Genomic DNA, 23,023 nt, shown 5'->3' on the forward strand with positions numbered 1-23,023 from the left:
TTGAAAAACTGACTATGACTAATTTGATTGCCGGAGGCCAGTTTGAGTTTTTCTGCAGAAGATTTTGCCAAGGCTTTAGAGCAGCACGACTATCAGTTTCAGAAAGGTAGCGTGGTGCGTGGCACGGTCTTTAGCCATACAGACCAAGGGGCCTACGTAGATATTGGCGGCAAGGCAGCGGCGTTCCTACCGCTAAAAGAAGCCTCACTGAAAAAGATTACGCCGGCTGAGCTGCCGGAAATTCTGCCTCTAGAGGAAGCCGGCCAGTTTTTGATCATTCGGGATCAAAATGCCGACGGTCAGGTAATTCTGTCAATTCGTGAGATGCAGCTCAAGCAGCTTTGGCAGCGCCTCAGCGAAATGCAGGAAGCCAATGAGACTTTGCAAGTTACTGTCAACGGAACCAACAAAGGCGGCGTTCTAGCTGATGTGGACGGTCTGCGGGGCTTTATTCCGCGATCGCATTTAGCGGTACGAATCGACGATTTAGAAAGCCTGGTAGGACAAACCCTGACGGTGGCTTTTCTAGATGTCTCGCCCGAAGCGAATAAGCTGGTGCTGTCGGAGCGCATCGCCGCCCGCTCGGCCAGAATGAGCCGCCTCGAACTCGGTCAGCTCATTGAAGGCACAGTCGCCAATATCAAGCCCTTCGGCGTCTTTATTGAATTTGACGGCGTCACGGGGCTGCTGCACGTTAATCAGGTCAGCAAAAACTACGTCGATTCGCTGCCTAATTTGTTTCAGGTCGGGCAGGCCATTAAAGCCGTTGTGGTCAACGTAGACGAAACTAACCGCCGTATTTCGCTTTCAACCAAGGTGCTGGAAAAGTTTCCGGGTGAAATGCTGCAAAAGCAGGATGAGCTGATGGCAGATGCGGAAAATCGCCTACAGTCAATCAGTAAGGTTCTGGCCGAGGCCGATATTTAAGCTATGGGTACCGTTTGGGAACTCGATTTTTATTCACGCCCCATCGTGGACGAGCGCGGTAAAAAGCTTTGGGAAGTGCTGATTGTAGAAGGCGCTCAGGGCGTCAATTCGCCTCATAAAGACCTGTTTCAGTACAGCAAGTTTCTATCCAACACCGAAGTCAATTCCATTCAGCTTCAGGCCGCCATTGAGGAAGCGATCGCGCAGGCCCCTGCCCCCCCCAGCCGGATCCGCTTCTTTCGCTATGCGATGCAGGCCATGATTGAGCGGGCCTGCAATGCGCTCAATATCGCGGCCAAGCCCAGCCGTCGTACCCTAGCCCTGCAGCAGCTTTTAGAGCAGCGTCAGGCAGCGGTTTATCCGCAGGAACCGGGCTATCAGCCCTCCACTAACCCCGTCGTCAGTGCTCCGCCTCCTGCGCCTAAAGCCCTACCTGACGCCCTGGTAGGTCAGCAGTGGGCCTTTGTTACCCTAACGGCGCAAGACTTTGCCGATATGCCTGAGTGGGAAATTGACTTTGGCGAAGCCTTTCCGTTGGAGATGGTTGGCGTCTCCCCGGATCAGCGCATTCCCGGCGTGATTATTTTTTCACCCAGGGCGCTGCCCCTGGCTGGCTGGATGTCGGGCCTAGAGCTTGCCTACCTCAACGCTAGCCCCGCCCCTCAGCCCGCTCAGCTTCTGCTCGAAACCGGCACCACCGAGAGCTGGATTCTAGCCAATCTCAATACGCCTAAGGCCCAAACCGAAGCCCAAAACTTCGAGCAGGCTAAGCAGGCCGCCAACCAGGTTCACTTTGTAGCAGTGCAGTCTTCGCCAGAAGCTGAATCCTTTGCTGGCTTCTGGCTGCTGCAGGAGCGGCTGTTTGGCTAGTGGCTATGCGCTCTTCTCCAACGTCAAGACAGTTCTTTTGGCGGCGCGTAGGCACCTACGCTCTGATGAGCGCGATCGCGCTGATTATGCTGCTGCCGCTGCTGTGGCTGATCAGCACCGCCTTCAAGTCTCCCACTGAAAATATTTTTCAGTTTCCGCCCCAGTTCATTCCCCGCCAGCCCACCTTGCAGAACTTCGTGGCAGTTTGGCAGGCTAACCCCTTTGGCCGCTACTTTTTTAACAGCACCCTGGTAGCGGGGCTGACGGTGGTGCTCAATTTGCTGTTCTGTGCCCTAGCCGCCTATCCCTTAGCCCGTCTGTCTTTTCGCGGGCGAGAGGTCATTTTTTCTATCATCGTGTCCACCATCATGATTCCGTTTCAGATCGTGATGATTCCGCTGTACGTTTTGACGGTGCAGCTTGGGCTACGGAATACCTATCTGGGCATTATCTTTCCGTCCTTGGCGTCGGCCTTTGGTATTTTTTTGCTGCGGCAGGCATTTCAGGGAGTACCTAAGGAGCTAGAGGAAGCTGCCCGCATGGATGGCTGCGGCGAGCTGGGTATCTGGTGGAACGTGATGATTCCGGCAGTGCGCCCGGCCCTGGTAACCCTGGCTATCTTCGTGCTGATTGGCTCCTGGAGCGACTTTCTCTGGCCGCTGATCGTCCTCGATCGCCCTGAAATGTATACCCTGCCGCTAGGCGTAGCTAAGCTGGCGGGAGGGCTTTCTGGAGATGACTGGCGACAAATTGCCGCTGGCTCGGTCATTTCCGTCGCGCCGATCATTCTAGTGTTCGTGGCTCTGCAGCGCTACATCGTGCCCACCAACTCCGGCAGCGGCCTCAAAGGGTAAAGAGGGTGAAGTTAAGGCAATGGTCATGCCTATCAGGTTTTGATTTTTCAATTGGGGCATCGGTAGCGGCGCGACACAGCTAAAATTGGAGCTTTAATTGGAGCTTTTGCAGGTTGGCGTTGAGCATAGCGCAACCCAACATCGGCAGGGCTTCTGTTGAGTTTTCCGTTATTAGCCAACCTCCATTCTCATGCCGGTCATTCTAGTAGCGTAGGCACCGCCCGCTATCCGAAAAGTTGCAGCTTGGATGACATACTCAGGAGCGAGAGAGACGCTGCACCGCCTTGCCGCCCAAACGGCGATCGGTATCGGCCAACAAAGCCGGAATTTTATCAGCGTGAGGACTTTGAGCTAAACACTGGCTCAAATCAACCGTTTCTAAGCTGTCCGCCTTGCCGCCTGGAAACCAGTGCCCGCCATTGCCCAGCAGATTGTAGCGGGCCTGACCGTACTCTTCCATGTCAAAGGCTTCTAACAGATTGCGCAGCCACAAAATTACGGGAATGTTGATATTTTTTGGCGTATTTTCCGGCGTAGGTAGCCCTACCTTCCAGGTGCGCAGCCACTCGGCCCCCAAGCGGGCGATCGCCGCCTGCTCCAAACGCTGCAGAATGGGCGGCAAAATCTCTGCGGCCTGCTCTAACAGCGGCAGTGCCTTTAAATGTTCATCAAAATCACTGGGTCGGGCTGCGCCTAGACTGAGCGTATGGACTTGGGGATGGCTGAGACAAAACAGGTCGTTGAACACCATTGGGCTCAGGGGCGCACACAGATCTACCAGTCGCTGCGAGGGACTATAGAGATGGCCGCCCTTATCCGAAGGGCTAATAATAAACACCCCCATGTCGTGGCGCTGAGCGGCAGCGATCGCAGGCCAGTTGTCCTGAAAAATGTAGTACCAGTGCAGATTGACATAGTCAAACTGTCCGGTTTCAATCGTTTCTTGAATCAGCCAGGTAGGGCCGTGAGTAGAAAAGCCGATAGAGCGCACCTTTCCCTGACGCTGAAGCTGACGGGCTACCTCTAAACAGCCTCCCGGACGGATACTCTGCTCTAATACTTCCGGCGTATTGATGCCGTGTAATCCCAGCAAGTCCACATACTCTAGTCGCAGATTCTGCAAGCACTGTTCAACCGTCTGCCGGAACTCCTCGGCATCTGGCTGGGGCGAAACTTTTGTTTGCACAATGATTTCGCTGCGAGGAAACTGGGGCAAGACTCTGCCAAGCTGAACTTCAGAGGTGCCATAGCCGCGAGCGGTTTCAATGTGGTTAATCCCCAGCTCAACCGCTCGTCGAATCGTCGCCTCTAAATTCTGCTGGTTCTTATGGGGAATTTGCTCCTGAGGCACGTCTTGCCAAGAGTGTTGATAGCGCATTCCCCCGCAGGAAAATACGGGCATTTGCAGCTCTGTGCGACCGAAGCGACGATATTGCATGAACGGCGAAATACAGAAAATCACTGATCACTGTTCTAGCACCTTACGAGCCTCGTAGTCTGGTCATCCGAACTATCAGTTTCTATACTCTTAGAGAATTCTTTAGCTTCACGCCGCCGCTTGGTAACACGGGCTATCTCAGTGAGATTGCTGCATTTTCCTGGGGAAAGCCATAGGTTTTGTATCGAAAAATACAAATTATGCCAACCCCTATTCATAGGATGATTCAGATGATCACAGCGTCTGGCGCAGCTTGCTGTCAGAACAAGTGGAGAGGCGAAGTCAAAGCGCTGGCTGAGTGATTGGGTTGATTGAGTTGAGTGACGGTATTGAGATATCTCGGCTGAGGCTTATCTCTGCGATCGCTGAGCCATCTGGTGCCCTACCTGGGCCACTAACCCCATCTGTGAGAATAACGATACCTAGCGGCAAGGAGTAATTCATGGCTACTGCAGAAGATATCTTGAAAAAGATTCAAGATGAAGGCATTCAATTAATTGATCTGAAATTTATTGATTTACCGGGTGTCTGGCAGCACCTGACCGTCCATGAGAGTCAGATTGACGCCAGCAGCTTTACCGACGGGGTGGCTTTTGACGGCTCCAGCATTCGCGGTTGGAAAGCTATCAACGAGTCCGACATGATGATGGTGCCCGATCCAAACACGGCTTGGATCGACCCCTTCATGAAGGAGCCGACCCTGAGCATGGTCTGCACCATCAAAGAGCCTCGTACGGGTGAACTGTATGAGCGCTGCCCCCGCGCGATCGCCACCAAAGCCGTTGACTATCTCAGTTCTACCGGCATCGGTGACACTGCTTTCTTCGGCCCCGAAGCTGAATTCTTCATCTTCGATGACGTTCGCTTCGACCAAAACGAGCATTCTGCCTACTACTACGTGGACAGCGTTGAGGGCCGCTGGAACACGGGTAAGGTTGAAGAAGGCGGTAATCTGGGCTACAAGCCTCGTTACAAGGAAGGCTACTTCCCCGTAGCGCCGACCGATACCTCCCAAGACATGCGGACTGAAATGCTGCTGTCAATGGGGTCTCTGGGCGTACCAATCGAGAAGCACCACCATGAAGTGGCCACTGGCGGTCAGTGCGAACTGGGTATCCGCTTCGGTGAGCTGGTTCAGGCCGCAGACTGGCTGATGATCTACAAGTACTGCATCAAGAACGTCGCCAAGAAGTACGGCAAGACCGTCACCTTCATGCCCAAGCCTTTGTTTAACGACAACGGTTCTGGGATGCACACCCACCAGTCCATCTGGAACAACGGCGAACCCACCTTCGCCGGTGACAAGTACGCCGGGCTGAGCCAAACGGCTCTCTGGTACATTGGCGGCATCCTCAAGCACGCCCCGGCGCTGCTAGCTTTTACTAACCCCACCACTAACTCCTATAAGCGCCTAGTACCGGGCTTTGAGGCTCCGGTGAACCTGGCTTACTCTCAGGGCAACCGTTCGGCCTCTGTGCGGATTCCCCTCTCTGGCGACAGCCCCAAGGCTAAGCGCCTAGAGTTCCGCTGCCCCGATGCCACCTCGAATCCTTACCTGGCCTTTGCAGCGATGCTTTGCGCCGGTATCGACGGTATCAAGAATCAGATTGATCCCGGTGATCCTCTGGATGTAGACATCTACGACCTCAGCCCGGAAGAACTGGCTAAGATTCCGTCTACGCCCGGCTCTCTGCTGGATGCGCTCAAGGCCCTCGAAGCCGACAACGAGTTTCTCACCGTCGGCGGCGTCTTCACTGAAGACTTCATCAACAACTGGATTGAGTACAAGCTTGATAACGAGGTCAACCCCATGCGGCTCCGGCCTCATCCCTACGAGCTAGCGCTCTACTATGACTGCTAAGGTCTAAAACTACAGGCGATCGCCTCAACTCCCTGCCTTGACTAAGGTGGGGAGTTTTGAGTTTATATGAAGATTAAATGAAACACACTAAGGCATTTGAAGAAGCCACCCTTAGCCTCCCCTAAGAAGCTATAAACTCTGATACAGCGTAGACGTACTAAGTTACTGGGAGACAGCTCTTTTGTCACAAGCGATTCCGATTTTTTTCATCAGGGCCGCCGATATTGCCACGCATCACGCCGAGAGCCAGCAATGGCTAGAAATGTCTGACTTCAAGGCGAAATCTGGGACTTTCTGCATCACCCCGGATCAGCAGGGCGGTATTGGCAAAATTTTAGTCGGGAAGCCCGACACTCTGGATACTTGGACACTAGGCAGCTTGGCCCAGAGCCTCCCGGCACAGACATATTACTTAGCCGATGAATTCTCAGCAGAGGAAGCGACTCAGCTTTGCCTGGGCTGGCAGCTAGGCCAGTATCAGTTCAATCAGTATAAGCAGGCAGCTCCAGAAGCCGTGGCTGAACTGCAGTTTCCCCCCAACGCCGATCAGGACTATGTGAGGGCGGCAGTTGCGGCCACCTTTCTTGTTCGAGATTTGATCAACACCCCCGTCAACGATATGGGGCCAGCCCATCTAGAGGACTGCGCCGGGATTCTAGCGGAAACCTACGGGGCCAAGCTGACGGTCGTGACCGGGCAGGCACTCCTAGAGCAAAACTATCCTTTGGTTCATGCGGTGGGGCGGGCCAGCGATCGCCCGCCACGCCTAATTGAGCTGCGCTGGGGAGAAGCTGGAGCCACGAAAGTCACCCTGGTCGGCAAAGGGGTTTGTTTTGACACGGGCGGCCTCAATATCAAGCCTGGGGCCAGCATGAAAATGATGAAAAAAGATATGGGCGGTGCGGCCCATGTCTTGGGACTGGCAAAACTAATTATGCAGCTGAAGCTGCCGGTACAGCTCCGGGTGCTGGTCGCCGCCGTGGAAAACAGCATTTCTGATAACGCTATGCGGCCGCTGGACGTAATTCCATCGCGCAAGGGCATCACGGTCGAGGTGGGCAATACGGATGCGGAAGGTCGCCTGATTCTGGCAGACGCTCTATGGGAAGCCTGTAGCGAGTCGCCGGATTTGCTAATCGACTGCGCCACCCTGACCGGCGCGGCGCGGGTGGCCTTGGGAACAGAACTGCCTGCCTTTTTCTGCAGCCAGACTGAGCTAGCAGCAGCCTTGCTCGAGATCGGCCAGCAAGTAGATGACCCGCTGTGGCAGCTCCCCCTGCATCAACCCTACCGCGCTCTGCTGGAAAGCAAGGTGGCGGACATTTCCAATATCTCCAATGGTTCCTATGGCGGCGCGATCACGGCGGCTCTCTTTCTACAGGAGTTCGTCACCCCGCAAACCCCTTGGATTCACGTTGATCTAATGGCCTGGAACCTACGCAGCCTGCCAGGACGACCGGAAGGAGGCGAGGCGATGGGACTGCGATCGCTGTTTGAACTGATTCGCCAGCAGGTTGTTAGCTAGCCCAAAGCAGGAGCGCTATAGCGTCTTGTAACTGCGAGCTGAGCTTTGCTGATTCGCTCAGCCGTAGTTCGTCGAGCAGCAGCACCTCAATCGGAGAAAGGGAGGTATGGGCGGGAATCAGCGGCTTTGCGGCTGGCGGCGGCGATATGAGTACCTCCGAGCGATCGCCTGCCGACGGTTTAACCGTGGCTTTGGCCGATTGCCAAGGATCAGGCAGGGACGTATAGGCGGTGGAATAGCGGTTGGACATGGGCAGAGCCTCCCAGCGTAGCGGCAGATAGGCGCGCGTGGCGATCGCGCCTGTCTCTGCTTTGATCCTAGCCATCAGACCTACTATCGACTGTAAAGAAATTTTCTGAGCCCATCGCTTAATGCCAGCGATTGAGCCGCGATCGCTGCGGTTAGCAGCTTGCTGTCTCTAACCCGGTCATACCTGAGAACAGCGCGATAAGCTGAATAACAGTCCTGCCTCTCAGGGGGCGATCGCGTTTTTGATAGCTAGCAATGCAAACCTCAGAAAAGCCACTCAAGCTGAAAACTGACCTAGCCTCCAATATTCAGGGATTTGATGCGCAAGAGCCGCCCAGCCCAGAGCTAATTGACGCTTGCGTTCACTGTGGCTTTTGCCTGACCACCTGCCCCAGCTACCGGGTCATTGGCAAAGAAAATGATTCGCCACGGGGCCGCATCTACCTGATGGACGCGATTAACAAAGGAGAAGCTCCGCTCTCTTCTGCTTCAGTGCAGCACTTTGACTCCTGCCTGGGCTGTCTGGCCTGTACCACTGCTTGCCCTTCTGGCGTCCAATACGACAAGCTCATCGCCGCTACTCGGCCTCAAATTCGCCGCAACCATAGGCGCGGACTTTGGCAAAGTGCCCTGCGAAACCTGATTTTCTCACTTTTTCCCTATCCAGATCGGATTCGACTGTTATTGACACCGCTAGCCCTTTACCAGCGTTTAGGCATCTCCAAGCTGCTGCAAAGCAGCGGCCTACTCCGGCAGCTATCCCCCAACTTAGCCGCTATGGAAACGCTCTTGCCGCCGGTGACGCCGAGCTGCTTCCAAGACAATCTACCGGAGCAGCTCCCGGCTCAGGAAGAAAAGCGCTATCGGGTCGGCATGATTTTGGGCTGCGTGCAGCGGGTTTTCTTCTCCGGCGTCAATGAAGCGACGGCGCGGGTGCTAACGGCCAACGGCTGCGAAGTAATGATTCCGAGAAGCCAAGGCTGCTGCTCAGCTCTACCAGAGCACCAAGGGGAGGAAGCTCAAGCTGAAGCCTTAGCCCGACAAATGATTGATAGTTTTGAGGATACAGACGTTGACTACATCATCATCAATGCGGCAGGCTGCGGTCACACCCTAAAGGAATACGGCTATATTCTGCGCCACGATCCGCAGTACCGAGAGAAAGCCGCCGCTTTTTCAGCCAAGGTGCGCGACGTGCAGGAGTTCCTAGCCGAGGTAGGGCTAACAGCCAAACTACACCCGCTGCAGGATGAGCCACTGACATTGGTTTACCAGGATGCCTGTCACCTACTCCACGGCCAAAAAATTAGCCTGCAGCCGCGCCAACTGCTTTTACAAATTCCAGGAGTGCAGCTAATAGAACCGCTTGACGCGGCTCTTTGCTGTGGTAGCGCTGGGGTATACAACATGCTGCAGCCACAGGTAGCCGCAGAACTGGGACAAATGAAGGTAAGAAACTTGCTAAACACTCAGGCCAGCCTAATTGCCTCAGCTAACCCAGGCTGCTCTCTGCAAATTCAAAAACATATGCCGGCTCAGGGCAGATCCGTACCGCTGAAGCACCCCATTGAGCTGCTAGATATGTCAATTCGTGGCGAAAAGCTACCTCCGCACGCATAGCATCATTCAGACCAGCGAAAGATGTTAAGTCTTGTTAAGAGAATTAAATTCAAGTTAGGTTCTGTTGAGGCGTATTTTTTGAAACAGTTCGCCCTGGGTAGCCATATTAAAGTATGAGCAGCTTAAGGTATTAAGTTTTGCTTAGTTTCTGTCTATTTGGTTGTATTTTATGCGTAAGGCCGAGTTTGAGCTTTTTCAGTTGATGGTGGATGCCGGAGCAGTGCCAGGTCGAGACTTCGCCTTTGATGAAGAAAACCAGGCTTACTGGCTCAGCGATCGCTGCTACGAGCTGCTGCTCAACAACTACCCCGGCCACGACTGGGAACAGGCATTTGATGATGTTGAATCAGGTTCAGCAGGCCAGGCGATCGCCCTACTCAACCAGCATTTAGGCGTTGACTTTGTAGAGCGCATTACTCGCTATATCTGCGATCGCCTTAAGTTTTTACCCAATGATCAGGCTGCCTGGTACCTGCAGCAGGTTGTTTATGGCGTTGAGCAGCGCACGGGCATTCCTCTGTACGATTGCCTCAAGGAGTCGCTAGATCTCTCAGCGCAGGCCCGGACTGAGTGGCTACTGCGGGAGCAAGAACAGCTAACCCCTTGTAGCGAATGGATGGCCGACCTGATTTTGGCAGCAGGTGGTAGCCTACAAGACTTTGAGCTAGTTCAGGGAGAAGAAGCTTTGCTCAGCGAGCGCGGTATTCGTCTACTGGCAGCGGTCTGGATGGGGGACTGCGATCTCTACGCTGAAATTGCCCGTCAGCACCAGCCACCCAGCGATGAACAGCCGGAGTAAGTTAGTCAAAAAGCTGAGCGATCGCGCCAATATTTTCCAGTACACCGTCTGGTTGAACCTCCGATCTAGCCACTAGATCCGATCGGTACTTGCCGGTTTTAACTAAAAATCCCTGCATTCCCATTGCCTGTCCACCGGCCACGTCATCGTGGACGTCATCGCCGATTACCGCTACCTCGGCTGCAGGCAAACCCAGTTCATCTAAGGCTAGGCTGTAAAAGGATGAAGAAGGTTTCCCCACGATCAATGCCTGCTTATCCGTGGAATATTCTAGCCCTGTCACAAATGCGCCAATATCAATGTGCAGTCCGCCTTCCCACTGCCAGTATTTCGCCTTGTGCAGCGCGATTAAGCTAGCTCCCTGCATCATCAGCCGAAAGGCCCGGTTTAGCTCGTGGTAGTTCCAGGCATTTCCCATATCCCCCAGAACGATTACATCTGCCGCGCTCTCCGAAGTCGTAAATTCAGCAAAGTCCTGCTTCACTTCCGGGCTTAGCAGCAAATAGCATTTGGGATTACCCAGCTTACGCAGGTGCAGCACAGCCGAATAGGGAGCACTAATAGTTTCGCTGGGTTTGATTCGTAAGCCCAGAGAGTTGAGGCTACTGCACAGAGCCTCTACCGACTCAGTCGTATTGTTGGTGATAAAGCGAAACGGAATCTGCCGCTCCCGCAAAAACTCGATCGCCTCAGTCGCGCCCGGCAAAATGCGGTTGCCGACATAGAAAACTCCATTCAGGTCGAGCAGTAATCCTTTGATAGCCGACAAGTTTTGGGTAGACATGCTCAATGTCCTCCGAGTAGTAGATCTGAGCTGTAGATCTGGAGGGTAGTTGATCTAGTCTGATAGAAGGTGGCGCAAAAGCTACAATCACTCAAGATAAGTTTATCTGAATCCTGAATTGAGAAAAATCTATGAAGTGGCGTGTAATTCTTGAACCCGATATAGAGACAGGTGACTGGGCGGTTTGGTGTCCAGAATTACCTGGATGTGCTTCGGCAGGAGAAACAGAACAAGAAGCTCTCGAAAATATCCAAGAAGCTATAGAACTTTATCTGCAAGTTGATCCAATCCAGCTTGCCCCAAATGCAATTGCGCGCGAGGTAACTGTTTAAGCCAAACCTCTCAAATTTTCTCTTAACTTAACTGCTTTGCCCATAGCGCTTTCTTGGCTAATCTAAACCAATTCTAGGGCAAGCTCTATGCCTAAATTGCCCTGTGGATAGTTCTTCAGTTATCCGTGTCAAAACATGTCCAAGCGTATTCGCCGCATGAAAGCTAGGGAAGTAGAGAAAATTCTGAGTCAACATGGATTTGAACTCATTTCTCAAAAAGGAAGCCATCGTAAATGGAGAAACTCTAGTTCCGGATTGCAAGTTATCGTGCCTGAACATCGCGGCAAAGATCTACCAATTGGCACTCTACGCAGCATTCTAAAAGGGGCAGAAATTCCCCAGCAAGATTGGCAAGCATAAACAAACCGCTTGTACAGTTTTATGGAAGAAAAACATTGGTACGACGGCGAGGAAAAATTTCAAGCAACTTCGCTGAATCTAACAGCGAACGAACCCGGACTCCGCTTTGGTGCAACAGTTTTCACAACGCTGCGAGTCTATGACGGTTCTTTAGACCATCGGCTGACTCAGTGGCAGGCTCACTGCGATCGCCTGCGCCATTCCATTCAGCAATTCAGCTGGCAAGAGCCGGACTGGGGACAAATCCGTCAAGGAGCAGAAACGCTCAAAGATATTTACCCCGTTTTGCGCATTACTATTTTCCCCGACGGGAAAGAGTGGATTACGGGGCGAGAATTACCGCCGAATTTGCAGACCAGCCAGCAAAAAGGCGTAACGGCTTGGGTCGCAGAGGCGAGCTACCAGCGATCGCTACCCCATCACAAAACTGGCAACTACTTAGCCTGCTGGCTGGCCCTGCAAGCCGCTCGGCAGCAGGGGGCCGTTGAGGCAATTTTGGTCAACGTCCAAGATGAATGGCTAGAAACTAGCACCGGCAATCTTTGGGGCTGGCGTGATGACTGCTGGTGGACGCCGCCGCTGTCTGCCGGAATTTTGCCGGGTACGGTGCGATCGCGCCTGATCCAGCACCTCCAAGCTCAGCAGACTAGAATACAGGAAGTTCCCTGGACACCGAAGCTAAGACAAGGCTTTGAGGCGATCGCCTACAGCAACAGCGCAGTCGAAGTCATCCCCCTACGCACAATTTTAATGAGAGAGACTAGACTGGAATACAACCCTTATCATGCGGCTCTGGCAGACCTGCGATCGCTGTTTGCTTGAGAGCCAAAGGTCGTAAATTCTGAATTTGGGTTAACATTAGTTAATATCTAAGCCATTAAACAAAAGAGTACTCGCAGCAAACTATAGAAAGAGTCCTCGCCGACAACGATTTAGGAGGCAAAACCCCGGTGAATAAACGGTGGAGAAATGCAGGGCTATACGCGCTTTTGATTGTGGTTGTCATTGCCCTGGCAACAGCGGTTTTTGACAATGGCGCTCGGCAAGAGACCCAATCATGGCGCTACAGCCGGTTTATTGATGCGATCGAGAGTAATCGTATCGAGCGGGTCAGCATTAGCGCTGACCGCACACGGGCGCAATTTACCGCCCCCGACGGTAGCGGTAGAGTTACCGTCAATCTGCCCAATGATCCAGAGCTAATCAGCACTTTAGAAGAGAACAGCGTTGATATCGTTGTGCTGCCTCAGAGTGACGATAGCGTTTGGGTCCGGGTATTCAGCACACTGCTCATTCCGGTACTGCTGCTGGTAGTACTGTTTTTTGTGCTGCGTCGCGCTCAGAGCGGCCCTGGCAGCCAGGCTATGAACTTTGGCAAGTCAAAGGCGCGGGTGCAGATGGAGCCTCAGACCCAAGTGACCTTTGGTGATGTAGCTGGAATTGAGCAGGCCAAGCTGGAACTGACTGAGGTTGTTGACTTTCTTAAGAATGCCGATCGCTTCACGGCAGTGGGAGCCAAAATTCCCAAGGGCGTTCTTCTAGTTGGCCCGCCGGGAACGGGTAAAACCCTGCTGGCTAAAGCTGTAGCAGGCGAAGCCGGTGTACCTTTCTTCTCAATCTCAGGTTCTGAGTTTGTAGAGATGTTTGTAGGTGTGGGGGCTTCTCGCGTCCGCGACCTGTTTGAGCAAGCTAAGTCCAATGCGCCTTGTATCGTCTTCATTGACGAGATTGACGCCGTAGGTCGTCAACGGGGTGCTGGTCTAGGCGGTGGTAACGATGAGCGGGAACAAACCTTAAACCAGCTTCTCACTGAGATGGATGGTTTTGAGGGCAATACCGGCATTATCATTATTGCGGCGACTAACCGTCCTGATGTACTGGATGCAGCGCTCCTGCGGCCAGGCCGATTTGACCGTCAGGTAGTCGTAGATCGCCCGGACTATGCCGGTCGCTTAGAGATTCTCAAGGTTCACGCTCGCGGCAAGACCTTTGCTAAAGACGTTGACCTCGACAAGATCGCCCGCCGCACGCCTGGCTTTACCGGCGCAGACTTGTCTAACCTGCTTAATGAAGCAGCCATTCTCGCGGCTCGCCGCAATCTAACGGAAATCTCAATGGACGAAGTCAACGACGCCATCGATCGCGTCTTGGCTGGCCCAGAGAAGAAAGACCGGGTGATGAGCGAAAAGCGCAAGCAGCTCGTGGCTTATCATGAAGCGGGCCATGCTCTCGTAGGGGCGCTGATGCCTGACTACGATCCGGTACAGAAAATCAGCATTATTCCGCGCGGACGGGCCGGGGGCCTCACCTGGTTCACCCCCAGCGAAGATCGAATGGAGTCGGGTCTGTACTCTCGTTCCTATCTGCAAAATCAGATGGCAGTTGCTTTAGGCGGTCGTCTAGCAGAAGAGATTATCTTCGGTGATGAGGAAGTGACCACAGGCGCTTCCAATGACCTACAGCAGGTGGCACGGGTAGCCCGTCAAATGGTGACTCGCTTCGGTATGAGCGATCGCCTTGGCCCGGTAGCGCTCGGTCGTCAACAGGGAAATATGTTCTTGGGTCGTGACATCAATTCAGAGCGTGATTTTTCTGAGCAGACAGCCGCCGCCATTGATGCGGAAGTACGTCAGCTTGTCGATCAGGCTTATGCCCGCGCCAAGCAAGTACTGATTGACAACCGCTCTATTCTTGATCGGCTAGCCGACATGTTAGTGGAGAAAGAGACAGTAGATGCAGAGGAGTTGCAGTCTCTGCTAGCTGAAAGCGACGTGCGTATGGCTGCGATCGCCTAGCGATTTACCCACTTCCAGCAACTTCCTGATTAAAACGCTCAGGTTTCTGTGGAGAAGCCTGAGCGTTTTACATTTGACTCATACTGCCTAGGTGATTTAGCTAAGACTGACTCCACACCTGCAACAGCAATAGAAATTACGCAGTCCAAACTTCGTCAAGCGCGTAAATCCTAAGAGAATAAAACCAAAGCAAAACTTACTTTTTTGGAACAACTCCTAGAAACTTATCAATTAGCGTCATCTATTGCGCTAATTCGAGATTTTTTGCAGCGTATCAGAGACATGCCCTGGAAACAGATTAATACCCACGGCAGATTTGATTAGGTAAGCCATTAAAAACACACTGGCACTAATTAAAAGATTTAGGCTCAGCAATAAGATAATAGCCGCCAACCAGTTGCTCGCCCGAGTCAAACGACTAGATAGGCGACGCCGCCGAGGCCGTTGCCGTCGGTCCTTACCGACGAGCAGCACCACATAAAACTTTGAGAACAAAACATCAATAGTAAAACGCAAATCAACTAGCTTGGGGGCGGGCTTAGGAATCGCTCTGTTGATGATGCGTTTAAATTCATACCTCTGCGCTTCATCGAGGCTATCTAGTACTTTAGGATTAATCTGATGGAGATAGTAATCAGCCGTTCTTTGGATATATGCAATCTGCTGCGTTTCAGCATCTGATGCGGGTGACAGTTGGCTCATAATAATTTGTCCTAATCGTTAATAGTGAATAGAAATTGGTAGAACAAACTCCCTGCACCCATTGACAGCCAGCATAGCCCTCCTAAGCCTATGATTCGAGTTTTGCGGCTCCAAGCCTGCTCATCGAGTCGATCGCTGCTTGCTGCTAAGAGCTGAATTAGCCAGGCTGTAAAAATCCAAAGGCTGAGTAAAATGCTGGCCCAAAGTTTAGCGTGTCTCCAGGGAATATCACTGGGCCAAATATCAGGCCAAGGACGCGCTAAGATACAAAAAATAAAAAGCCCTGTTGTCCAAGTTTGAGCGATCGCAGTAGCGCCTCTACCTGAGTTACTGATATAAATCAACAGGATCAGCGTCAGGAACCAAAGTGGCTTTGAAACTTGAAAAGCGCTGAGTAGCCAGCCCTCGATTCCAAACCCAAGAGCCAAGATACAAAGGGTTAAGAAAATTCGCCATCCTGCTTTGTTAGAACTTATCAACATAAAACAGTATTAACAGCCAGTCCTTTAAAAAATAGGATCGTGTTCGTAATCGATGCACCGATCGTCTTGCCATATGCGGCCGCTTTCTTCACAGCTCGCTTTATCTCGCTTGAAAGGAATGCCAACTGGTGCCACTTCTGATGACTTTTTGAAGAGTGATAGGCTATTGGAACTTAAATACAGCAGCCCCAACAGGGCCAATATGCCAGAAACGCTGACTAAAAGAATCAGCAGCATATTGCCAGGCGTCCAAAACTGCCGAACAGTATTTTCTTTGGCTAGGCGTTCGGAAGAGCGCTTTTCCTTTCCGGCCACGAAAACTAAATAGAATCGCTGCCAAAAGAAAGGAATTGATAGGCGAATATCGACAGGGTGCTGCTGCCAGCTTCGAGGCTCTAACGCTTGCTGAATGGCTTCTATCTGGGCTTCGCTAAAGCTCGATAGGATATGGGGCGGTAGCCGATTGGCAAACTGATTGAACACTACCTTTTTTTTATGAGAACGATCTATCGCAGACATAGACTCCACTAAGCTTTTGTAAGAATGCTTGAGACGAATAGGTAAGTAAATATGCGGCTATGGGTAGATGCCTAACGTTCTGGGTAATTTCGAGTAAAGGCGCTAAACGGATTAGAGAATTTACTGACTGATAGGGGTCGCGTTATTTGAGTTCACCCTATCTCAGTCATCTCATCTACCCGCTTTCTCAAAGTTCCCGCTGTATGTTGCTAACAACTAGATAAATTTACTGATTTTAAGCCTCCGCAGAAAAGAGAAAGTGATGGTAGCGGGTATCTACTGAACTTTCCTCATAAACGGTCAATCACAGCTCGGCTCTAGAAAGAATAGTCATAGTGCCTACCCACCAGCTCGGACTTGACTAACCCTAGAGCTGAGACTGTTTCACGTGATTTATCTGATACTAGAGGTACGGCAGCCATCCAAACCATCAGCTTATGTCACTCGTTACCGTTCGCTCAGAAGGACTTTACTGTGAGCCGGGAAATTTTTACATAGATCCTTGGAGAGCCGTAGAAACGGCCCTGGTCACACATGCTCACTCTGACCATGCCCATGCTGGATCAAACCACTACATCGCCACTCAAGTTTCGGCAGGGGTGTTGAAGAAGCGACTGGGGGATCAGATCAACCTACAGGGGGTGCAGTATGGTGAAAAGTTGAAGCTAGGGGATACTTGGATTTCGTTTCATTCAGCAGGGCACGTATTAGGATCGGCTCAAATTCGGATTGAGTACAAAGGTGAGGTTTGGGTGATTTCGGGAGACTACAAGCGCAATGCCGATCCCACAACCGCGCCATTTGAGGTGGTTCCCTGCAGTACGTTTATTACAGAAGCGACCTTCGGTTTACCCATTTATAACTGGCAAACTGGGCCGGAAACAGCGCGACAAATTTACGACTGGTGGCAGGCCGATAGCGATCGCGCCTCAATTTTGTTTTGCTATGCCTTTGGCAAAGCCCAGCGAGTGCTAGCAGAGCTGACTCAGTTTACCGATCGCCCGGTGTACGTGCATGGTGCGATCGCGGCTCTCAATGACATTTACCGGCAGCAAGGCGTACACATGCTAGAGACAATTCCCACCTCAGACATACCCCGTGACTACTCCTATACAGGCGATTTAGTCCTAGCGCCTCCTTCCGGTCATCGCTCCGCCTGGATGAAACGCTTCAAGCATCCTCAAACAGCGTTTGCCTCTGGCTGGATGGCAGTGCGAGGTGCTCGACGGCGGCGGGGCTACGAGCGTGGATTTGTGCTGTCTGATCATGCGGACTGGCGAGGATTAATTGACACTGTTTTGCAGACCGGGGCGCAGACTGTCTACGTAACCCACGGCCAGAACGAGGTGCTGGCCCGCTACCTGCGCGAAGTACATCAGCTCAACGCTATGCCGCTGCAAACGCTGTTTGAAGGAGAAGGGGATATCTAGATTTCTTAGAATAGAGAGGCAGGCCCAGGCAGTCGCTGGAGGAAATGATGAAAAGCGCGATCGCAGTTAAAGTTCTCCGGCAGGGGCATCTATGGATAGCTGTGATGGTTTTGGCTGTTGTTAGCGCTCCGCTCCAGGCTGAAGCGCAGTCCCTAGAGCCGATCAGGGCAGCCGCAAGCAGCATTCCCCCCCAGGTAATCAATGGTTTATTTGCGCCGACTAGCGCAGAACGCTTCTTTGAAGCAGGACGTGAACAGCTAGAGACAGAGACTGATCGCTTGCTGCTTGGTCCACCGTCATCAGAACCCTTGCTGACGGTCGACCAAGCAGCGCTGTCGCCAACGGAGCCGCCCACAGCGGCAGAGGATCAGCGCTAACGAAGGTGTGCTAACTATCGTTTTGCTGGGCACAGGCTCACCGATCTGATTCGATGCGCGATGCCGTCACTGTAGACGCGTAGGCCAACCTGCAGCGCTGTTGCTACTGGCGCAAAATTTGGCTGCATCGTGACCGACTTACGGAATAAAGATAGGAGCGCTGGAGGACAGTTCTAAGCTTCTGGCGATCGCGGCTGAAGCAGCTTCCTCATCTGTGGCTTCTTCAACAATCGGCTCCAGCAAGATACCCTGTCCGTCTTTGAGCACGAAAGAGCGCAAGTCCTTCAGGTCTTCAGGCGCAAGTTCAGGTGAGGCGATCGCCACCTGCCACTGTTCCATATCTAGCTGCAGCCAGTCTCCAGGCGTCACCTCCATTGGCTCTCCCCCCATGTGGGAAATCATAACGACCTGCTGGGGCATGTGATTGGCTGACGGATGGGGTTCAATCCGAATGCCGTAAAAGATAGTGCGCTCATCATCACTGATGCGGTTAAAGCGATCGCGCCCAGTTAGATTCTCATGCAGCCAGGGATGCTGCCGGCGATACTCTCGTAGCTGCCAGCTAAACTGGCTTTCAGCCGGATCCAATTGCCCTCCATAGCGACTGACGTTGCATATGTCATGACCATCTTCCATGAAGGCCATAGCAAAGGCTTTGAGTTTAGAGACATCCAGCGTTGCTAAAAAACGAGGCAAATTAGGTTCGTTGAGATCCTCAAGCGGTGGCACTTCACAGACCTCGTCAGAATCTCCTAAACAGTGCTGACAAATTTCCGCTACGGCAGCGAGGTCATAATTGGTTTCAATCATGGCTATACGCAGCGCCTGAGCAAAGTCTCTGAGTTGATCAAAGTCCTTAAAGCCCAGCTTCTTTAATCGAGAAAACGTGTCTGGCTGATCGTACATCTCCGGCTCAATTTCCCAGTCTAGGAAGCTGACTTCTTCGGAAACCACTTTGACGCCATAGCGATCGTCCGTATTGCGGAAAAAGCCCCAAGGGGTACCTACCAAAGCATTGAGAAAGTCCATAGGTAGCCCTGGGCAAAAACCATGGACCCAAATCTGGGTAGCCGGGTTGTTGTAAGCCTTATGCAGCACCTGCGGCATCGTCTTGCCCAGATTCCAGTTAATCGGTTCGTTGAGATCCACCTGGTTACCCCGCCGCACCGTATCGTGGTTGCCACAGCCCGTAATCCAGTGATCGCCCTGAAAGATGACCTCGCAGACACGCCGCCATTTACGATCCCAAAACCCCTGCAGCGTCGGCGTATTGTGGGCAAAAATCAGCGGCCCCCACTGGTAAGACTCTGGCTTCAGCTCAATCAGCTCTCGATAGGTGGAAATTTCTTCCCATCCTGGCTGTGGCCAAGGCCGACCGTCCTCAAAAATTGTCACCATCAGCCGCCGACAGCCATTGATTTCCTGCACCACATCGCTCATGGCCAGCAGATAGGTGTCGTCTTGCTCCACAATGCCGGTTAGAGGATTGAAAAAGCGAAAATCCTGTCCGCCGTCTACCCGGATGCCGTCGGCTCCTGTGTTAAGTTTGCGGCGCTGCATCTCTAGAAGAATGGCCCGTACCTGAGGTAGCTGGTGATTCAGGTCTTGGCCATACATGTTTGGCCCTTTGAAGAACTGCTGGGTGAGCAACTCTAGAGACTGGTTGTCAGCATGACCGTAAACCAGGTCGTAGATAATTTTGATTGGGCCTGCCGAAAAATTATGCAGCGTGGCAATAAAGTCGATGACCTCATCCGGACGCAGGCTACCCAGGACGGCTGGATTCGTGGCGGCAGAGCCTAGAATTGGCACGTCATAGCCCCAGTTTTGGGTATCTGGCTTGCGCAGGGTTACCTGTAGTTCGGTTTCTGCCTCTTCCGCCTCAGTCTCTTCGCTGGCAGACTCGCCTGGATGAATGGAGAAAAATTCGTGCTCGATATTGTCGTCTTCGCGGCGGTATTCAATTGTAGGCTCGATGGGTAAAAGCTGCACCGCATCAAAACCCGCATAGGTCTGCTCAAAGGGGGTCAGCGGGATTTGACTGGCTAGCTTTTCTGAAATTTGCCTATAAATTCGGGTCAGGCCCTCTAGACTGCCTTCTGAGGAAGCCGTTTTGACATGAATTTGCAGAATATTGATGGGGTCAGGTACCCGGGGAATAGGGGCATCTGGCACCGAGGGCGGCGCAGAGGTACGGCGCAAATAAGCCATGTCGGTGCGGCTGCGCTGCAGCCGCCGCATGTTGTAAAACTCTGCGGGGGCAAATACGCCATAAGGCAAAGAATAAGCTAGCGGATCGCGAATGATGTGGACTCGATTTTCCGCGTCCACGTAGCGCAGCCAGTAAAAAGAGCCGGCGCGATCGCGGGTGCCCGATCGCATTCCGGCCACCACCGCCCAGATAAACTCTCCCTGCTTCATCACCGGAATGCGATCGCGCCGAAAGCGCACCGCCTGTTCCGGTACTCTAAAATCAATCGGTTCGATCGGCGTAAAAATTTCTAGATCTAGCTGACTTTCAGACTGGATGACGTCGCTGACCAGTTCAGGTGTCCAGAAGCCTAACTCTGCCAAACCATCCCGCCGATAGTGTGCTCCTAACCGACGGGCTAGCTTCTGCCCTTTAGAAAAATAGGTTTCGTTGGATGCTGCAATATCAGCAGCCCAGCGTAAGAGAGTTTTGGTTTCGTCTTCAACGAGGTGAACCTTTTGACGTGTTTTGAGCACCGTAATCCTTCTGAAACAGCCAGTAATATTTGTTTAAGATTTAACTCTTTTACTCGATCGTAACGACTCATCAGTGGCAAATTCTGAGTTTGCCCTTATCTTATAGTTTCTAGTCTAGACAGGCGATCGCTGCTGCGGGAATCTTCATGGTGATGTCACCCTGACGTGAAGGTTTAAATAGACCCAAAAATTTCTCAAAAAATTGGGATGGAACTTAAGCCCCACCCCAAATTCAAGTGATATTTGAGCGGTGCTAGAAGGACATTTCTGCTTCTTGCACTTTCTCGACCTGCTTCTTCTTCAGGACTAGCATAATCTGTGAGAGCGTCACAGCCGCTAGGAAAGCAACTAGACCCTTGATGCGATTGGGGCTTTGCAGGACAATTTCAGTCTCTACCTGACCAAAGCCACCCATGTTGGGATTAGTTGTTAGCGCCTGACCCGCTGTTACTTCGTCGCCTTCGGCCACTAGCAGCTCAGGGCCAACCGGAATCTGCGTGGTGATAGCTTCTCCATCTGCAGGCTGAACAGTGACTGCATAGCCACCCTCAGCACCCGCTTCTACCTGAGTGATTGTGCCCGCTTTAGCGGCGTTGTAGACGGTGTTGTTGCTGGCCTGACCGTTGGGATAAACCTGACCGCGACCGCGATTACCGCCAACGTGAACAGAATACTTACCAAAGTTGATGCCTTTGTCAGTAGCCGGATCGGGAGAGAGGACGGGAAAAACAATTTCCTGATACTGCTCGCCCGGCAGCGGCCCCACAATGACCCAGTTGGGGTGTTCGTCGCTGTAGGGCAGGAAGTAGGTGTTGCCGACTTCTTCTTTGAGCTCCTCGGAAATGCGATCGGGCGGAGCAATCTGGAATCCATCTGGTAGCATCAGCACCGCCCCGACGTTAAGACCGCCTTTGCTACCGTCTCCCAATACCTGCTGCGTATCTAAGTCATAGGGAATCTCAACCACTGCTTTGAAAACGCTGTCAGGCAGCACGGCCTGAGGCACTTCAACATAGGTTGGTTTCTCAGCCAGGTGACAGTTAGCGCAAACAATCTTGCCGGTGGCTTCACGCGGGCTTTCGTAGTTTTGCTGTGCCCAAAAAGGATAGGCAGCGGCTGATTGAGGAAACGCGAAGCTACCCGTAAGTAGAACAGCGATGGCCGCGATCGCAATCAGGCTGCCTCTAAGAAGTGAAAATTGAGTCTTCATTAGTAGAGTGTATACAAATCGAACAGGTCAGTTGACGTAGAGCGAACAAAAGGGAACTCAGCCCGCTGCGCTCAAATTAAGCCCACCAAGGATTATCGCCTGTACGGAAATCAGTTTCGGTCCACGGCGAAAGGACAACTTTGTCATCTTCGGTGACATCAGCGTGAGCCAAAGCTAAAGACAAGGGGGCAGGGCCGCGTACAACTTTACCAGTGGCATCGTACTGAGAACCGTGGCAAGGACAGATAAATTTGTTCTCGCTGGCATTCCAGGGAACAACACAGCCTAGATGAGTGCAGATAGAGTTGATGCCGTAGTCCTCTAGGGATCCTGATTCTGTGACAACCAGATAGGTAGGATCACCTTTAAGCCCCTGGGCCAGCGTCCGCGATCCGGCTCCGTGCTCTTCTAGGAACTCACTGACAATCACGTCATTACCGAGCGCATCCTTCGCTGTTACACCACCGCCAGCAGCCCCACTCGAAGGCGGAATAAAGTATTTCACGACGGGATATAAAGCGCCTAAAGCGGTGCCGGTAACGGCGCCAAACGTTAGGAGATTCATAAATTGGCGGCGTCCCAGATTGGGGACATCCGGAGTTCCAGAAGCTTGAGTCATGATTTAGGAAACAAGTAAACGTTCAGAACAAAAATGTAAGTATCAAAACCCCAGGCCCGCAATGTATTCACTCAAGCAGCCAGCCGCTGCAACTGCTCACGAATACATCTGCCTGTTGCCAGCACTACCTCACAGGTATACTCTGCTGATTATGAGCGTCTGTGAAATAAGTTTGCATATTTTCTACAGGTATTATTACATTTTGCTGCTCTCGCAAACGTTCCATTCTCTAGAGTCTTGCCAAGTTTTTTGATCGACCATTCATTTTTCTACCAATGAAGGCTTTAAAACGCTTTACAATCAGGAGACTTCTGGGCGCTTGATAGCTGATAGTACCTGTCTATCAGCGTTCTCTAAACATCAGCCCGCATCAGTCCTGCACTTTTTGTTAATTAGTGTAAACATTGCAGTCCCTATAGGCAGTTTGCCTGCGGCCTAGCTTTGGCTAATAATCTGGCAGACTCTAGAGTACTTATGAGGGCTATGGGCTGAAATCAACTATGACCGGACAGGATCTACAGGAGCTGTTGCTAGACAAGTGGG

At 52.2% G+C, this 23,023-nt stretch carries 21 protein-coding genes; 13 read left to right on the forward strand and 8 right to left on the reverse strand.

Translation table 11 applies throughout. The features are described from left to right. The first annotated feature begins 42 nt into the window (after positions 1–42). From QJQ48_RS15025 to QJQ48_RS15035, 3 genes are read left to right on the forward strand one after another with little or no spacing between them, the layout of a single operon-like run. Complete coding sequence (locus QJQ48_RS15025) at positions 43–927, forward strand: S1 RNA-binding domain-containing protein (protein WP_346292058.1); 885 nt, start codon at positions 43–45, stop codon at positions 925–927. Positions 928–930: 3 nt separating this feature from the next. Next, a complete protein-coding gene (locus QJQ48_RS15030) occupies positions 931–1,797 on the forward strand; it encodes a Tab2/Atab2 family RNA-binding protein (RefSeq protein ID WP_346292059.1) in 867 nt (288 codons plus the stop codon). Positions 1,798–1,802: 5 nt separating this feature from the next. Beyond that, positions 1,803–2,651: a carbohydrate ABC transporter permease gene (locus QJQ48_RS15035; protein WP_346292060.1), complete on the forward strand. Its 849-nt coding sequence runs from the start codon at positions 1,803–1,805 to the stop codon at positions 2,649–2,651. Positions 2,652–2,907: 256 nt separating this feature from the next. Here QJQ48_RS15035 and QJQ48_RS15040 read toward each other — a convergent pair whose 3' ends face one another. Then, positions 2,908–4,089, reverse strand: a complete 1,182-nt coding sequence (locus tag QJQ48_RS15040) for an aldo/keto reductase (RefSeq protein ID WP_346292061.1) — start codon at positions 4,087–4,089, stop codon at positions 2,908–2,910. A gap of 442 nt (positions 4,090–4,531) precedes the next feature. Here QJQ48_RS15040 and glnA point away from each other — a divergent pair, with 442 nt between their 5' ends. Together glnA and QJQ48_RS15050 are read left to right on the forward strand one after the other, a co-directional pair. Next, complete coding sequence (gene glnA, locus QJQ48_RS15045) at positions 4,532–5,950, forward strand: type I glutamate--ammonia ligase (RefSeq protein ID WP_346292062.1); 1,419 nt, start codon at positions 4,532–4,534, stop codon at positions 5,948–5,950. A 181-nt stretch (positions 5,951–6,131) separates the two neighbouring features. Beyond that, a complete protein-coding gene (locus tag QJQ48_RS15050) occupies positions 6,132–7,475 on the forward strand; it encodes a leucyl aminopeptidase family protein (RefSeq protein WP_346292063.1) in 1,344 nt (447 codons plus the stop codon). On the opposite strand, the gene QJQ48_RS15055 is transcribed toward QJQ48_RS15050, so the two are convergent. Beyond that, on the reverse strand, positions 7,468–7,800 hold the full coding sequence (locus QJQ48_RS15055; protein ID WP_346292064.1) for a hypothetical protein: 333 nt from the start codon (positions 7,798–7,800) through the stop codon (positions 7,468–7,470). The two genes, QJQ48_RS15050 and QJQ48_RS15055, sit on opposite strands and share 8 nt — an antisense overlap. A gap of 179 nt (positions 7,801–7,979) precedes the next feature. Here QJQ48_RS15055 and QJQ48_RS15060 point away from each other — a divergent pair, with 179 nt between their 5' ends. Next, complete coding sequence (locus QJQ48_RS15060) at positions 7,980–9,344, forward strand: (Fe-S)-binding protein (protein WP_346292065.1); 1,365 nt, start codon at positions 7,980–7,982, stop codon at positions 9,342–9,344. 169 nt (positions 9,345–9,513) lie between these two features. After that, on the forward strand, positions 9,514–10,143 hold the full coding sequence (locus tag QJQ48_RS15065; RefSeq protein ID WP_346292066.1) for a hypothetical protein: 630 nt from the start codon (positions 9,514–9,516) through the stop codon (positions 10,141–10,143). 1 nt (position 10,144) lies between these two features. Here the strand turns inward: QJQ48_RS15065 and QJQ48_RS15070 are convergent, their stop codons facing one another. Beyond that, a complete protein-coding gene (locus tag QJQ48_RS15070; protein WP_346292067.1) occupies positions 10,145–10,927 on the reverse strand; it encodes a TIGR01458 family HAD-type hydrolase in 783 nt (260 codons plus the stop codon). Positions 10,928–11,058: 131 nt separating this feature from the next. Here QJQ48_RS15070 and QJQ48_RS15075 point away from each other — a divergent pair, with 131 nt between their 5' ends. From QJQ48_RS15075 to ftsH3, 4 genes are all read left to right on the forward strand, one after another. Then, positions 11,059–11,259 carry a type II toxin-antitoxin system HicB family antitoxin gene (locus tag QJQ48_RS15075; protein ID WP_346292068.1) on the forward strand — a complete coding sequence of 67 codons (201 nt, stop codon included), beginning with the start codon at positions 11,059–11,061 and terminating at the stop codon, positions 11,257–11,259. Between the two features lie 135 nt (positions 11,260–11,394). After that, positions 11,395–11,619: a type II toxin-antitoxin system HicA family toxin gene (locus QJQ48_RS15080; RefSeq protein WP_346292069.1), complete on the forward strand. Its 225-nt coding sequence runs from the start codon at positions 11,395–11,397 to the stop codon at positions 11,617–11,619. A 21-nt stretch (positions 11,620–11,640) separates the two neighbouring features. Next, on the forward strand, positions 11,641–12,441 hold the full coding sequence (locus QJQ48_RS15085) for an aminotransferase class IV (RefSeq protein ID WP_346292070.1): 801 nt from the start codon (positions 11,641–11,643) through the stop codon (positions 12,439–12,441). Positions 12,442–12,569: 128 nt separating this feature from the next. Then, positions 12,570–14,414 carry an ATP-dependent zinc metalloprotease FtsH3 gene (gene ftsH3 / locus QJQ48_RS15090; protein ID WP_346292071.1) on the forward strand — a complete coding sequence of 615 codons (1,845 nt, stop codon included), beginning with the start codon at positions 12,570–12,572 and terminating at the stop codon, positions 14,412–14,414. Positions 14,415–14,663: 249 nt separating this feature from the next. On the opposite strand, the gene QJQ48_RS15095 is transcribed toward ftsH3, so the two are convergent. Continuing rightward, the gene (locus QJQ48_RS15095) at positions 14,664–15,116 is read right to left on the reverse strand and encodes a hypothetical protein (protein ID WP_346292072.1); all 453 of its coding nucleotides are present in this window, start codon (positions 15,114–15,116) and stop codon (positions 14,664–14,666) included. A 506-nt stretch (positions 15,117–15,622) separates the two neighbouring features. Beyond that, the gene (locus QJQ48_RS15100; RefSeq protein ID WP_346292073.1) at positions 15,623–16,081 is read right to left on the reverse strand and encodes a hypothetical protein; all 459 of its coding nucleotides are present in this window, start codon (positions 16,079–16,081) and stop codon (positions 15,623–15,625) included. 473 nt (positions 16,082–16,554) lie between these two features. Between QJQ48_RS15100 and QJQ48_RS15105 the strand changes: the two genes are divergently transcribed. Both QJQ48_RS15105 and QJQ48_RS15110 read left to right on the forward strand, forming a co-directional pair. After that, positions 16,555–17,547 (forward strand): ligase-associated DNA damage response exonuclease, encoded by a 993-nt coding sequence (locus tag QJQ48_RS15105; RefSeq protein WP_346292074.1) that lies wholly within the window; start codon positions 16,555–16,557, stop codon positions 17,545–17,547. A gap of 47 nt (positions 17,548–17,594) precedes the next feature. After that, complete coding sequence (locus QJQ48_RS15110) at positions 17,595–17,924, forward strand: hypothetical protein (RefSeq protein ID WP_346292075.1); 330 nt, start codon at positions 17,595–17,597, stop codon at positions 17,922–17,924. Positions 17,925–18,062: 138 nt separating this feature from the next. Here QJQ48_RS15110 and gghA read toward each other — a convergent pair whose 3' ends face one another. From gghA to petC, 3 genes are all read right to left on the reverse strand, one after another. Continuing rightward, positions 18,063–20,651, reverse strand: a complete 2,589-nt coding sequence (gghA, locus tag QJQ48_RS15115; protein ID WP_346292076.1) for a glucosylglycerol hydrolase — start codon at positions 20,649–20,651, stop codon at positions 18,063–18,065. Positions 20,652–20,904: 253 nt separating this feature from the next. Further along, positions 20,905–21,861, reverse strand: a complete 957-nt coding sequence (gene petA / locus QJQ48_RS15120; RefSeq protein WP_346292077.1) for a cytochrome f — start codon at positions 21,859–21,861, stop codon at positions 20,905–20,907. A gap of 76 nt (positions 21,862–21,937) precedes the next feature. Then, positions 21,938–22,480 (reverse strand): cytochrome b6-f complex iron-sulfur subunit, encoded by a 543-nt coding sequence (petC, locus tag QJQ48_RS15125; RefSeq protein WP_346292078.1) that lies wholly within the window; start codon positions 22,478–22,480, stop codon positions 21,938–21,940. Positions 22,481–23,023: the final 543 nt, after the last annotated feature.

This window comes from Sphaerothrix gracilis Ecp01 (assembly GCF_030405905.1).
GTDB lineage: Bacteria > Cyanobacteriota > Cyanobacteriia > Phormidesmidales > Phormidesmidaceae > Sphaerothrix > Sphaerothrix gracilis.